Origin of the sequence: Streptomyces sp. NPDC059785, assembly GCF_042732375.1 — a bacterium.
In the GTDB taxonomy this organism is placed as follows: Bacteria; Actinomycetota; Actinomycetes; order Streptomycetales; family Streptomycetaceae; genus Streptomyces.
In genome coordinates, this window is record NZ_JBHWHV010000050.1 from 1 (window position 1) to 13,620 (window position 13,620).

Sequence of the window (13,620 nt, forward strand, 5' to 3'; positions counted from 1 at the left end):
CTTCCGGCCCCTGCTGGCCCGGCTGCTCCTCGCGAGCTGAGCGCTCACGAGCCGCCCGCCGTACGCCCACGACCCCGCTCGGCCCGAACGGAGCGACGCATGACAGGCCCCTCCACCACCCTTCGCCCCCCGGTCCGCGGCCGTGCCCGGCGCGCGGCCGTCGCCGCGTTCGTCGTGCTGGCCGCCACCGTGCCCGTCGCGGCCGGCGCGGCCCGCGCGCAGGTGGTCGACGCAGCCCTGCCGTACGTGTGCACGCTCCCGTCCGGAGAGCAGCAGGCGACGGTACGCGTCTCGGCGACCCTGCCGGAGCGGGCGGCCGCCGGTGAGCCGGTCGGGCCCACGGACGTGTCCACGACCGTCGAGCTGCCGGAGCAGGCGGTGCAGGACCTCACCGCGAAGGGTGCGGCAGGTGTCCGGGCGGCCACCAGGCTCGGGGTCGAGGTCGCGCAGGGCGAGGCCGGCGCCGGGGCGACCTGGCGGGGCAGCGCCGAACCCGTTACCCTGCCGCCGTCCGGGCCGCTGACCCTGACCACGACCGGGGACGTCCCCTCGGTGACCGGACAGGGCACGCACGACCTGACGTTCACCGCCGGGGACCTCGCCGTCGACCTGACACTGTCGGCCGAGGACGGCGGCACCGCCGACCCCGAGTCACTGACCGTCGACTGCCGCCTCGCCGACGGGGCACCGGACGGGGGCCTGCTGGCGACCGTCTCCCTCGGCGCGGACCAGGGCGGCGGTACGGAGTCCCCGGGCGGATCGCCCTCCGCCTCCGGGACACCGGGGCAGTCGGAGGAGGACCCGGCGGGCGGGCAGGGCGAGCGTGCCCCGAAGGTGGCCGATCCCCAGGCGGGCGGCACGGCCGCCGACAGCACCGTGCCGCCCTGCAAGTACGACGAGAAGTACCCGGCCGGACCGATGTCGCTGGACGCCTACATCACCGGCTACTCCAACGTGAAGAAGCTCGACGGGGCCGCGCTGATCCCGCCGTTCTGCACGCTCATCACCCAGGGCGAGCCGCAGTTCGAGTTCTTCCCCGACTTCAGCGGCGCCAGCATCACCCAGCACTCGACCGCCGACCTCTGGTACCAGCAGCGCAAGGAGACCCAGCCGTTCAAGGCGACGTTCCTGACCTTCGACTTCACACCGACGACGGCCACCATGGTGCTGGAGCAGGCCGGCCCGATGACCATCGACTCCTACGGCACCACCGACTTCGTCTTCACCAGCACGGACACCTACGTCCGGGCGCCGATCGTGCTGCGGGTGACGTCCCTGGAGGTCAACGGCACCGAGCTGGACGTCGGCGCGAACTGCCGGACCAAGTCGTCCCTGGCCTCCAAGGACCCGGAGCCGGAGAAGTTCCCCGGTGACCATCTGATCCTGCACGGCAGGGGCGAACAGACCACCGGCGAGGTCGCCACCGGCTATCTGCTGCTCTCCGGCGGCCCGCTGACCGGCACGTTCAGCATCCCCGCCTTCACCGGCTGCGGCACGGCCGACGGCGAGAACCTCGACCGCCTGCTCACCGCCTCCGTCTCGGGCCCCGACAACTACACCAAGCAGATCCAGGGCCAGACCTGCTTCGTCTCGGCCGATGTGCTCAACCCGGACGAGTGCACCGAAGACGGCCGGCCCAAGAAGATCCCCGTACCCGAACGCTGACCCACCCCGCCCCGATCCACCTTCCCGGAAGGCCACATGATGCGGTTCTCCCTCGGCACCAGACTCGCCACCACCGCCACCGCGCTCGGCACCGCGCTCGGTGCCGTCGCCTCCATGGGCACCGCGACGGCCGCCGCCGCGCAGCCGAACGGGGAGTGGGCGCCCTTCACCCGCTGTCCCGTGGACGCGGCGGCGATGCTGGCCGCGGACGGCCTGGCCCGTACCCCGCAGTGCGTCGTCTCCTCCTCCGCGAGCGGGTCCATCAAGCTGGGCAACACCACCGTGACCACGGGCAGGACCAACCTCCAGATGGGCGTCATCCAGAACTCCGACGGCACCAGCTCCGTCGTGGCACCGGCCGGCGGCGCCCTCGTCGCCGACTCCGCCACCGTCCCCGGCGGTCTGCTGGGGCTGATGTGCCCGAGCAACGTGCCCGCGATCACTGCCATCTGCGAGCAGCTCAGCAACAGCTCCCTCAACAAGATCACGGCGACGGTGGAATCGGTCGGCGCGCCCTACGACTTCGACCAGACCGCCGGCATCGTCACCGGCCGGCCGATCGTCGCCATCCCGGTCCGCATCCACCTGGAGAACCCGTTCCTCGGCAGCAAGTGCTACATCGGCACCCAGGCGAACCCCGTCGTCCTGCACCCGAGCAACGTGCAGTACCCCGAGTTCGGTATGTCCTTCTTCAAGGGTGACGGCACGGTCGCCGACGACGGCGAGATGAGCCGCATCAACCTCACCGGGGCGTCCCAGAACGACAGCACCTTCGCCGTGCCGGGCGCCAGCGGCTGTGGCCTGAGCCTGGGCCTGATCGACGCCGCGGTCAACGCCAAGACCGGGCTGCCCTCCGCCGCCGGGAAGAACAGCCTGACGCTCAACGACACCCAGACCTCCCTCGCCGGTCTGAACGCCCCCGGCACCGTCGCCCCCGACGCGGGCAAGCGCCTCTCGGAGAACTGGCACTCGGCCGTCGACTAACGGCCACGCGACGGCGATTCCCGGCCATCTCGGCAGCCCGGTCCCGTCCCCGCCCCTCCGAATGTGTACAGCCTGTGTACGTCCCACCCAACATGATTTAGCTTCAACAGCCCAGACACGCATCACCTCAAGTCCGGTCGTGCGCCTCCCTCTCACGGGCCCCGGGAGGCACACGGCCGGCGCACCGTGGGCACCGGAGAGCAAGGGACGGCACTCATGCCTTCAATGACGCGGCCGCCGGAGATCGGGGAACCGCTCGAACCCCTTCCCAAGGAGTTCGCCGCCTTCATGCGACCGCAGTTACCCGGCCTCATGCAGGAGATCCGCATCGAGGTCACCCGGGCCTATCCGGTCTACGGCCGTCTGCTCAACGGCCCCAACGCCGACGCCATCCGGCAAGGGGTGGAACAGGCCCTCAACGCCTTCGTGGACCGCGTCGCCGACCCGGGCAAGAACGCCGCGGTCCGCGACGAACTCCTGCGCAGATTCGGCCGCGTGGAAGCCTACGAGGGCCGCGAACTGGACACCCTGCAAGGGGCGTACCGGCTCGGCGCACGCATCGCACTCCGCCGCGCCAAGGCCGTCGGCCAGCAGTACCGGCTCTCCCCCACCCTGATCCTCGCCTTCGCCGACGCCCTCTTCGCCTACGTCGAGGAGCTGGGGCGGATCACCCGCGAGGGCTACGTCGAGGCGCAGTCGCGGGCGTTCTCCGACGTGTCGGCGCAGCGAAGACGGCTGCTGCACCTCATTCTCGCCGCTCCGCCCCTGCCCCAGGCGCTGACCGGGCTCTGCGAGGCCGCCGCCTGGCAACTGCCCACCGACATCACCATGATCGCTTTGCGCTCGCCGGTGCCGGAGCACCTGGAAGCCGGGCTGGCCGACGACGTCCTGGCGGACCTGGACAACCCGCAGCCGCACCTGCTGATCCCCGGAGCGCTCACCCCGGAGCGCCGGGCGATGCTCGACGCGGCCCTGCCGGGCTCACGCGCCGTGGTGGGGCTGACCGTGCCGCTGGCCCAGGCGGCGGACTCCGTCCGCTGGGCCCGGCGGGTGCTCCAGCTGATCGACGACGGAGTGGTGGAGGACGCTCCCGTCGTCCGCTGCGAGGACCACCTCGTGACACTGTGGCTGCTGTCGGATCCGGCCCTCGTCTCCCACATCGCGGCCCGCGAGCTGGCCCCGATCGACCAGCTTCCCTCCAGCCGCCGCGACCGGCTCGTGGAGACCCTGCGCGTGCACGTCTCCACCCGGGCACCCGCCGAGCAGGTCGGCGAGATGCTGGGCGTACACGCCCAGACCGTCCGCTACCGGCTGCGCAATCTGGACACCTTCCTGGGCGACCGTCTCGCCGACCCCGACCACCGTTTCGCCCTGGAGGCGTCCCTGCGCGCCCTGCACCTGCTCGACCGCACCGCCGAGGAGTAGCCGCCGTCCCGGAAGCAGTGCTCCACCGCGGCTTCCGATTCCCGCTCCACGACGGCGACCGACCGGGAATCGGCCTGGCCGGACCGCCGCCGCGGACTTACCTTGCGCCTATGGATGAGCTGCTGGATGAGCTGCGCAAACGCAAGTACGAGCGGTGGTTCCGCGCCGCCGACGTGGACAGCGACGGTGCGATCACGCGGCAGGACGTCGTCATGATGGGCGAGCGCTACCTCCGGGCCAGGGGCATCCCGCCCGGCGCCCTGCAAGCACAGCAGATGCTCGACACAATGCACGGGTTCTGGGAGACCGTGATCGCCCCCGCCGACGCCGACAAGGACGACAGGGTGACGTCGGCGGAGATGACGCAGGCCTTCGCCGGCGCCTTCACCGACCGCGCCCGCTACCCCGAGGAGCTCGCCCCGGTCGCCGACCGCTTCTTCGACCTGGCCGACGACGACGGCGACGACGCGATCAGCCTCACCGAGTTCACGCACATCTTCGGCAGCACGGGCCGGGCCGCCGACGACGAGTGCGCCGAGGTCTTCCACGCCCTCGACCTCGACGCCTCCGGCGCCCTGTCACGGACCGAATACCACAGGGCGGCGTCCGAGTTCTTCTACGGCGACGACCCCGACGCACCGGCCAACCACGTCTTCGGCCGCCTCGCATGAGAGGTTTTCGCACAAGGGACTTTCGCACAAGGACTTTCGCATGAGGGGCTTTCGCATGAGGGGCTGAGGGCTCAACGCCCGGTGCGGGTGCGGGTGCGGACGGCGTGTCCCGCCTTTCCGGCCATGTGTCACAGCCGCGGGTGCCGCCCGGTCAGTCGTACGAGACCGACACGCACCCGCGGGGACACCGTCGCCGGAGCCGCCGTCAGGCACCTCACCGACGCGTTCCCGGCGGCGGACCCCGCCCTGTGAAGGAGCCCTCCGTGCCCGAAGAGCCGACACTCGTCCTGGACCCCGAAGCGACCGACCACCACGCCGAGCACCGGGCCCTGCGCGGCCAGGGCCCGGCCGCCCGGGTGGACGTCCTCGGCCTGACCGTCTGGTCGGTCACCGACCCTGCCCTCCTCAAGCAGCTGCTCACCAGCGCACAGGTCTCCAAGGACGGCCGCGCCCACTGGCCGGCCTTCGCCGAGACGGTGTCCACCTGGCCGCTGGCCCTGTGGATCGCCGTGGAGAGCATGTTCACCGCCTACGGCGGCGACCACCGCAGACTGCGCCGCATGGTCGCACCGGCCCTCAGCGCCCGCCGTATCCAGGACATGCGACCGGTCGTGGAATCCATCGTCACCGGCCTCCTCGACGACCTCGGCTCCCGGCCCGCCGGGGACAGCGTGGACCTGCGCGAGCACTTCGCCTACCCCCTGCCGATCGCGGTCATCGGTCGGCTCATGGGCGTCCCCGACAGCCGGCTCCAGGGCTTCCGCTCCGTGGTCGACGGCGTCTTCGACACCACCCTCACCGCCGAGGAGGCCGCCGCGAACACCGCCTCCCTGTACAAGGCCCTGGACGAGCTCATCGCGGACAAGCGCGCCGAACCCGCCGACGACATGACCTCGCTCCTGATCGCCGCCCGCGACCACGAGGGCGACGGCAGCGGCTTCACCGACGGCGAACTGCGCGACACCCTCCTGTTGATGATCAGCGCGGGCTACGAGACCACCGTCAACGTCATCGACCAGGCGGTCACCGCCCTGCTGACCGACCCCGGACAGCTCGGCCATCTCCGCGCCGGCCGGGCCGACTGGAGCGACGTCGTCGAGGAGACGCTGCGGCACGAACCCGCGATCAAGCATCTGCCGCTGCGCTTCGCCCTCACCGACATCCCCCTTCCCGACGGGCGGACGATCGCGCGGGGCGAGGCGATCCTCGCCTCCTACGCCGCCGCCAACCGCCACCCCGACTGGCACGGCCCGACCGCCGACCGCTTCGACGTCACCCGCCCCACGAAGGACCACCTCGCCTTCGGCCACGGCGTCCACTTCTGCCTGGGCGCTCCCCTGGCGCGCCTAGAGGTCGCCACCGCCCTGCGGCTGCTCTTCGACCGCTTCCCCGACCTCGAACTCGCCGTTCCCGCTGCCGAGTTGCGGCCCCTGCCCACCTTGATCAGCAATGGACACCTGTCACTGCCCGTACGTCTGCGCCCGAACGCCCGCGACCACTGACCACCCACCGCCGGGCACCCCTACGGCATCGGCCGATGGGCCTCATCCACCCTCTGCCACCCGGGCCTCGATCCGCGCCACGCTCGCCCGGATGCCGGGCGCGGCCCTGCGGATGAACCGCCCCACGACGCTGTCCGCCCCGTACCGCCCGACGATCTCGTCCATCCGCGCCCGATCCGTGGTGACCTGTCCGTCGGGCGTCGTCGTCATGTCGCAGTAGACCAGCGCGTCCACGAGCAACTCGTCGTCGAGGAGCGGAAATTCGGCCTCCAGCTCAGCACGCAGACCGCGCTCCTCGGCTTCGAGGAGCGCGAAGGAGTGGTTGGCCACGAGACGCACGATCCGGTCGTCGGCCCCGGTGCGGTCGCGCAGGTAGCGGGCGCCGTCGAGGGGGTGGAAGCCGGTTCCGGCCAGCGGCGGGGCGTAGCCGATGTCGTGCAGCACGGCGGCCGACTCCAGCAGTGCCGCGTGCTCGCCCAGCACCGGAGCGAGCCCGGCGGCACGGCCGCCGACGCCCCGGCAGTGCGCCCACCGGCGCGGCAGCACCTCGCTCAGCAGCGCCTCCGCCAGTTCGTACGCCCAGGCCGGGGAGGAGAACGGCCGGGTGTTCACAGGGTGTCCAGCTCCGTGGTGCTGCGGCCGAGGTAGGTGACCGGTCCGGGGTCGGGGACGTCGATCTCGTGGAAGCCGAGCCGGTCGTAGAAGGCTCTGGCCGGGGTGTTGGCGGTCACCATGCAGAGGTGGACGGCGGGGATGCCCCGCTCCCCCAGGGCCCCGAGGAACGCTCGCATCAGGGCCCGTCCGTAACCCCGCCCCTGCCAGTCCGGCAGCAGGTCGATGTGCAAGTGGGCGGGGTACGCGGCGACTTCGGGGACGATCATCCGCTCCGGGTGGTGCAGCAGCGGGATCATGGTGTCGTCCGGGGTGAGCGGCGGCCCGCTCGGTTCCGGGTAGCGCCCGGCGACCAGGGGCAGCCACCGGGCCCGGTACTCCTCGACGAACCGGGGCGTGTCGGCGGTGCCGAGCACGTAGCCGACCGCACGCCCCTGCCCGTCGTCCAGGACGAAGGCCAGCTCCGGTTCCAGGTACACGTAGGGAGCTTCGAAGGTCATCGGGAAGATGCCGGGGTCCGCGTACACGGGCCGGCTGTCCTGCCCGTTGTGCGCGGTCCTGATGCAGATGTCGTCGAGGGCTTCCTGGTCCTCGGGGCGGCAGAGCCGTACGGCTGGAGACGGGATCACTGCGACATCGTGCAACCTTGGAAGCGCTCCCACAAGCCCCGTCAGGCCTTGAAGTTGAACCAGTGGAGGTTGACGAAGTCGGCCGGCTGTCCGCTGGCGAAGGTCAGGTAGACGGTGTGGGTGCCGGTGACCTTGCTGATGTTGGCCGGTACGGTCTGCCAGTTCTGCCAGCCGCCGGTGCTGCCGAGCGCGAAGCTGCCGACGGGTGTGGCGGCGGGGCTGTCGAGGGCGACCTGGACCAGGCCGCTGACACCGGTCGCGGCGCCGGAGGCGACCCGGGCGACGAACTGGGTGGCGCCGCCGCTGCCGAAGTCGACGTTCGCGTAGGCCAGCCAGTCGCCGTTGGCGATGTACCCGACGTCCTGGCCGCCGCCGGTGTCGGTGGTGGTCTCGGTCTGGGTGCCGTTCTGGCTGCTGTAGGAGGCCGCCTGGATGGTGGAGAAGGCGCTGGTGGAACCGCCGTTGGACGGAGGCGTCGTGCCGCTGCCGTGGACGGCGCCGAGGGTGACGGTCAGCAGGCTGGGGTTGCTGTCTCGGACGGCGCCCGACTGGTCGGTGCCGCCGCTCGGCACGACGTCGTCGTACGGGAAGGCGTAGCCGCGGCCGTCGAGGGAGGTGGCGTGCACCAAGCGGGCGTAGTGGTTGGTGGGCGAGGCCGTGTAGTAGGCGGCCGGGTTCTCGCCGTCGGGCTGGTTGGCGTTGGCCAGCAGGGTGCTGCGGTTGAGGGCGGCGGTGAGGCGGGCGGTGATGGCGCCCATCTCGTCGTTGCCGACGGCGAACGGCCCCGAGTTGCAGCTGAAGATGTCGGCGGCGGAGGGCTTGGCGAAGGTGCCGACGCCCGGGAAGGTCAGCAGGCCCCCCGAGACCGTGCCGGTGACGGCGCCCCAGGCGGCCTGCGTGTCGACGGTCAGCGGGGTGGAGGCGTACTTCGACCACACCTGGTCGACGTAGGACGCGTAATAGCCGGAGAAGAGGGAGGAGTTGCGGACGATGCCGTTGGTGGGGCTCAGGGCGCGCAGGTTCTGGCCGCCCGAGGTCACGATGAGCTGGTCCCAGCCCTGGCCGTCGGCGGCGTGCTGTGCGGTGAGCCCGGCGCAGATGGTGTCCAGGGCGCCGTTCGGCAGTCCCTGCACGGTCTGCGTGCCGCCCGAGGTGTTGGTCAGCTTGAGGCCGACGGGGATGGAGACGAAGTCGACGGCGGTGACGTTGGCGTACAACTCCGAGGCGTTGAAGGTGAATTCGCTGAACGCCCACTGGATGTCGATGTTCGGGTCGGAGGAATTGGTCACCGACGGCTCGACCAGGGCCGGGCCCGGGTTGAGCAGGAAGGTCAGCTTCTGGTCGATGGAGAACCACAGCCGGCCGCCCGCGAGCCGGGGGATCGTGATGCGTCTCGCGGCCGCGCCGGAGGCGTTCAGCGGGATCGCGCAGTCCACCGGCAGGGGCGTGCCGGTGGCGGACGGGGAGGTCGGGTAGTACGGGGTCCGACCGTCGGAACGGACCAGACACCAGGCGTTGTTGTTGTCCAGGGCCAGGCCGCTGACGTACGCGTAGACGGTGTTGGACCCGGTGTTGTTCACCAGGTCGATGGAGAGGGTCGACGCGGTGGCCGAGGCGGGTCCGGCCGTCGCCAGGACGGCCGGGGCGGCGAGGGTGGCGGCGGATACCTTGAGGAGGGCACGACGAGACAGCATGGTGGCGTTCTCCGGAGGGGAGTGAGTGGAGGGCGATGCGGAGTGAGCGGAGGCAGGGTGGGGGTGAGCGGGAGGTGGGGCCGAGATGGGGCCGAGGTGGGGAAGCGGGGATTCCGGCCCGAACAGTAGTACCGCCCGCATCACTGGTCTAGACCTAGAACCTGTGGATCGGCCGACCGTGGCCCGGCCGGGTGCCCCGTCCGGCCGACAGGGCGTGAAAGTGCCGTGGCATCAGGACACGCGTGTGATTGGTTACGCCCTATGGACGAGTTCAGTGCGGTCTCCCGTCGTGGACTTCTCAAGGCCGGAACCCTCGGCGCCGGCGCCATCGCCCTCTCACCCGCCGCGGCACACGCCGCGGTCTCCGGGACCCGGCCGGAAACCGACGCGGACGCCGGACCGGCGCGGACGCTGACCTACACGCGCGGCACCAACGCCTCCGTCGCCGTCTCCCCCTCCGGCGAACGGATCGTCATCGAGGTCCAGGGCGTGCTGTGGTCGCTCCCCCGTGCCGGCGGGACGGCGACCGCGCTGACCGGGCCCGAACTCGAACCGGCCCGGGTGGCCTGGTCGCCCGACGGCTCGCGGCTGGCCGTGTGCGCCTACCGGGGCGGCGGCTTCCACGTGTGGACGATGGACGCCGACGGCTCCGGGCTGCGGCAGGTGACGTCAGGTCCCTGGGACGACCGCGCCGTGGCGTGGTCGCCGGACGGTTCACGTATCGCCTTCGCGTCCGAACGGGGCGGTGATCCGGCCAAGGGGAGCTCCTACTCGATCTGGACGGTGGACGTGCGCTCCGGCGAGCTGACCCGGCTCACCGCCGACAGCGGCGTGGAGGACTCCGACCCCGCCTGGTACCCGGACGGGGAGCGGGTCCTCTTCGTCAGGGCCGGCGCGGACGGCGCCCGCGTCCTGGCCTCCGTACCGGCCGGCGGCGGCGCCGTGGCGGTGGAGCGCACCGTGGACACCGGCACCCTGGTCGGCCCCGCCGTCAGCAGGACCGGGCAGGTGGCGTACGTCCATGTCGCGGCCCCCGCCCAGCAGGCCAACGCGGCGACCTCCGTCCTGGCGGTGGACGGCGAGCCGGTGACCGACGGGGAGGACGTGTCGCCCCAGCCGCCGTCGTGGAGCGACGACGGGAAGCTGTTCTACGTCGCGGACGGGGAGGTACGGGTCCGGCGTCCCGGAGGATCGACTGCGGACGGCGGATCCGAGGGGTCCGAGGGGTCCGAAGCAACCACAAGCGCCGAGCGGGTTCCGTTCGCTGCGACCATCGAGGTCCCCCGCCCCGCCTACCGCCGAAAGATCCGCGACTTCGACTCCACGGACGCCCGCCCGGTCCGTGGCGTCCACCTCCCCGCGCTCTCCCCCGACGGGGCGTCCGTCGCGTTCGCCGCGCTGGACGGCCTGTACGTCATGCCGATCGGCCGCCGTCCGCGCAGGATCGTCCGGGGCGACGCGTCCGCCTACGTCCAGATGCCGTCGTGGGCACCGGACGGACGCAGCGTCCTCTACTCCTACGAGGGCGGTCCCGACGGCAACGGCCTGATCGGCGTGCACCGCCACTGGCCGGCCGACGGCCGCGACGAGGTGCTCGCGACCGGCGGCCGGCTGAACCCGGTCCTCTCCCCCGACGGCACCCGGCTGGCCTGCCAGGACAGTACGGGCAACCTGATCGTCAGGGACCTGGCGACGGGCGCCGAGAGGCAGCTCGTCACGCCCTTGGGGGCCAACGGGCTGCCCAGCGCGCCGAGTTGGTCGCCCGACGGCCGCTACCTCGCCTTCTGCGACCGCAATCGGCTCAACCAGCGGTTCCGCGAGGGGTACAACCTCATCCGCGTCGTCGACACCGGCACCGGGCAGTGGAGCGTCCACCAGCCCGCGCCGCACGCGTCGCTGGCCGACCGGGGCAACGCCGGCCCGGTCTGGGCGCCGGACGGCTCGGCCATGGCCTTCGTCATGGAGTCCGCCCTGTGGGTCCTGCCCGTGCACGAGGACGGCAGCCCGGCCGGCCGGCCGCGGCGGATCACGGACGAGGCCGCCGACCACCCCTCCTGGTCCGGCGACTCGGCCACCCTGCTCTACGAGGCGAGCGGCCGGCTCAGACTCGTCGACCGGGGCCGCTTCCGGTCCCGCACGGTGCACGTGCCGCTGGAGTACCGGCACCACGTGCCCGCCCGTTCGGACGTGGTACGGGTGCACGCGGGCCGCCTGTGGGACGGCACCGGCGAGACGGTCCGCGACGACGTCGACCTCCTCGTGCGCGGCAACCGCATCGTCGCCGTGGAACCGCACCGGGGCCGGGGCCAGGCCGCGGCGCGGCGGATCGACGCCTCCTCCTCGACCGTGCTGCCCGGCCTGTGGGACGCCCACACCCACCCCTGGCAGGGCACCTACGGGGGACGGCAGGGCAGCCTCATGCTCGCCTACGGCGTCACCACCAACGTCTCGCTCGGCGGCCAGGCCCACGAGGCCGTGCGGATCCGCGAGTCCGTGGCCGCGGGCCGGATGACGGCGCCCCGGCTGTTCGGCACCGGCGAGCTGATCGACGGCAGCCGGGTCGCGTACAGCATGGGCCGGGCCCACCGGACCCGCGACGGGGTGCGGCGCTCGCTGCGACGGGCCGTCGACCTCGACTACGACTTCGTGAAGACCTATGTCCGGGCGCCCGCGTGGACGATGCGGGAGGCGGCCCGGACGGCGCACGAACGGCTCGGTGTGCCGGCCGGAAGCCATCTGCTGTCCCCCGGGGCCAACGTCGGGCAGGACCTCACCACGCATCTGCACGCCACCCAGCGGTCGGAGTACGGCCGTGCGCGGACGCCCACCGGCCACTCCTGCCAGGACGTGGTGGAGACCTACCGGGGCGGCGACTTCAAGCTGATCATCACCCCGTTCTCCGCCCTCTCCCTGCTGGGGCTGACGCCCGGCCTGGCCGACGATCCCCGGGTCACCGTCCTCATGCCGCCCTGGGACACCGCGGCCGTCCGCACCTACGCCGCGACCCCGCCGTCCCCGGAGGCCCTGCTCGCCCTGGACGACGAGATGGCCACGTACCTGCGCGTCATGGCGGCGGGCGGCACCGTCGCCCTGGGCACGGACGCGCCCCTGACCCCCATCGGCCTCCACCTCCACCTGAGCCTGCGCGCCCTGCACGCCGCCGGTCTCTCCCCCGCGCGGGCGCTGCGCACCGCGACGGCCGTCCCCGCCCGGCTGTTCGGCGTGGACGACGACCTGGGCACCCTCGAACCCGGCAGGCTGGCCGACCTCGTGGCCGTCGACGGCGACCCCTTCACCGACTTCGACACCCTGGTCAACACCTCCTGGGTCATGCGCGACGGCACCGTCCACCGGCGCCAGGACCTGATCGACGCCTACGACACCGCCGGAGACGGCGAGCACGCGCCGAACGACACGACAACGTGGCTGGACGTGGCCCGGCAGCTGCACCGGGAACCGTGCTGCTCGGAACACACGGTGAGCCTCTGACCCCTTGCCATGGTGCGCCGATGCGGACGATCGGGACCTGGACCCGCCTTCGACGCCCGACGCGGCCGGACCTGGTGTCCGGACCGTGTCCCGGCCGGTGCGGTGACCGGCCGGGACACGGTCCGTGAGCAGCCAGGGGCTACTTCACGTCCACGTAGTCACCCGAGGAGTTGCTCGCCCCGGTCGTGGTGTTGCCGCTGTAGCGCCAGCGCCAGGTGCCGTCCTTGGACGCGGTCACCGTGGTCTTGAGCTGACCGGTGCTGCTGGCGGTCACCGACTTGACCGTGGTGTACGTGCTGGAACCGGCGGGCTTGAACTGCAACTTCACCGACCGGCCGCCATAGTTGTCGTAGCGGTGCGCACCCCAGTTGGCGCGCTGCACGACACCGGTGACGGTGATCGGCTTGCCCTTGGTGACGGGCTCCGGAGAGGCGTTCATCTTCTGGATCCGCGAGGCCCGCTGGAGGCGGACCGTCGCGGACAGCAGGTCGGTGTCCCAACTGCCGTCCTTCTTGATGGCCGTACCGAGGCTTTTCCACGCGGTGGCGTCACTGTTGACGAGACGGTTGCCATTGCCGACCGGCATGTCGTCGGGGTCGATGTACATCGTCTCGTCGCAGTCGCGGTAGGTGTAACCGCCCGCGGACGACTTGGCGCAGCTCCACCGGATCACGGAGGCCGCGAGCGTGTACTCGTTCTTCCCGTAGGTGCCCCGGTACGCCTCGACCCACCAGTCGTCGAGCGTCACCTTGCTCTTCACCGTGTACGTCAACGGGGCCTCGACCGCGGCGCTGATGCCGACGACGACGGGCTTGCCGTTGTTGAGTACGACGTTGGAGAACGAGATGTCGCTCTCGGCCGCGTGTGCGGCCGGTGTGGTGAGCCCCCAGCCCACCAGTGTCATGCCCCCGGCCACCGCCGCGGCGGCCATGCGCCGCGCCGCCGGGGG

10 protein-coding genes are annotated in these 13,620 nt (G+C 71.9%); 6 read left to right on the forward strand and 4 right to left on the reverse strand.

The annotated features are described in order from the left end of the window. The first annotated feature begins 99 nt into the window (after positions 1 to 99). The 5 genes from ACFV6E_RS30950 to ACFV6E_RS30970 all read left to right on the forward strand — a co-directional run bounded on the left by ACFV6E_RS30950 (position 100) and on the right by ACFV6E_RS30970 (position 6,247). Complete coding sequence (locus ACFV6E_RS30950; protein WP_385174830.1) at positions 100 to 1,665, forward strand: DUF6801 domain-containing protein; 1,566 nt, start codon at positions 100 to 102, stop codon at positions 1,663 to 1,665. 36 nt (positions 1,666 to 1,701) lie between these two features. Next, entirely contained in the window at positions 1,702 to 2,649 is a 948-nt protein-coding gene (locus ACFV6E_RS30955; RefSeq protein ID WP_385174827.1) for a hypothetical protein, read from the forward strand. Positions 2,650 to 2,865: 216 nt separating this feature from the next. Continuing rightward, positions 2,866 to 4,074: a helix-turn-helix domain-containing protein gene (locus ACFV6E_RS30960; protein ID WP_385174825.1), complete on the forward strand. Its 1,209-nt coding sequence runs from the start codon at positions 2,866 to 2,868 to the stop codon at positions 4,072 to 4,074. A 110-nt stretch (positions 4,075 to 4,184) separates the two neighbouring features. Next, a complete protein-coding gene (locus ACFV6E_RS30965; RefSeq protein ID WP_385466083.1) occupies positions 4,185 to 4,745 on the forward strand; it encodes an EF-hand domain-containing protein in 561 nt (186 codons plus the stop codon). A gap of 263 nt (positions 4,746 to 5,008) precedes the next feature. Continuing rightward, positions 5,009 to 6,247 carry a cytochrome P450 gene (locus ACFV6E_RS30970; protein WP_385466086.1) on the forward strand — a complete coding sequence of 413 codons (1,239 nt, stop codon included), beginning with the start codon at positions 5,009 to 5,011 and terminating at the stop codon, positions 6,245 to 6,247. A 42-nt stretch (positions 6,248 to 6,289) separates the two neighbouring features. On the opposite strand, the gene ACFV6E_RS30975 is transcribed toward ACFV6E_RS30970, so the two are convergent. The 3 genes from ACFV6E_RS30975 to ACFV6E_RS30985 are packed head-to-tail and all read right to left on the reverse strand — an operon-like array spanning position 6,290 to position 9,182. Continuing rightward, positions 6,290 to 6,859, reverse strand: coding sequence for an HD domain-containing protein (locus ACFV6E_RS30975; protein WP_385174817.1), 570 nt, complete (start codon positions 6,857 to 6,859; stop codon positions 6,290 to 6,292). After that, positions 6,856 to 7,488 carry a GNAT family N-acetyltransferase gene (locus ACFV6E_RS30980; RefSeq protein ID WP_385174814.1) on the reverse strand — a complete coding sequence of 211 codons (633 nt, stop codon included), beginning with the start codon at positions 7,486 to 7,488 and terminating at the stop codon, positions 6,856 to 6,858. Before ACFV6E_RS30980 ends, ACFV6E_RS30975 begins: the two co-directional genes overlap by 4 nt. Positions 7,489 to 7,529: 41 nt before the next feature. After that, positions 7,530 to 9,182 carry a beta-1,3-glucanase family protein gene (locus ACFV6E_RS30985; protein WP_385466089.1) on the reverse strand — a complete coding sequence of 551 codons (1,653 nt, stop codon included), beginning with the start codon at positions 9,180 to 9,182 and terminating at the stop codon, positions 7,530 to 7,532. Positions 9,183 to 9,443: 261 nt separating this feature from the next. Between ACFV6E_RS30985 and ACFV6E_RS30990 the strand changes: the two genes are divergently transcribed. Beyond that, the gene (locus ACFV6E_RS30990; RefSeq protein WP_385466092.1) at positions 9,444 to 12,671 is read left to right on the forward strand and encodes an amidohydrolase family protein; all 3,228 of its coding nucleotides are present in this window, start codon (positions 9,444 to 9,446) and stop codon (positions 12,669 to 12,671) included. A gap of 139 nt (positions 12,672 to 12,810) precedes the next feature. Here the strand turns inward: ACFV6E_RS30990 and ACFV6E_RS30995 are convergent, their stop codons facing one another. Next, positions 12,811 to 13,602, reverse strand: coding sequence for a hypothetical protein (locus tag ACFV6E_RS30995; RefSeq protein WP_385174805.1), 792 nt, complete (start codon positions 13,600 to 13,602; stop codon positions 12,811 to 12,813). Positions 13,603 to 13,620 lie beyond the last annotated feature (18 nt).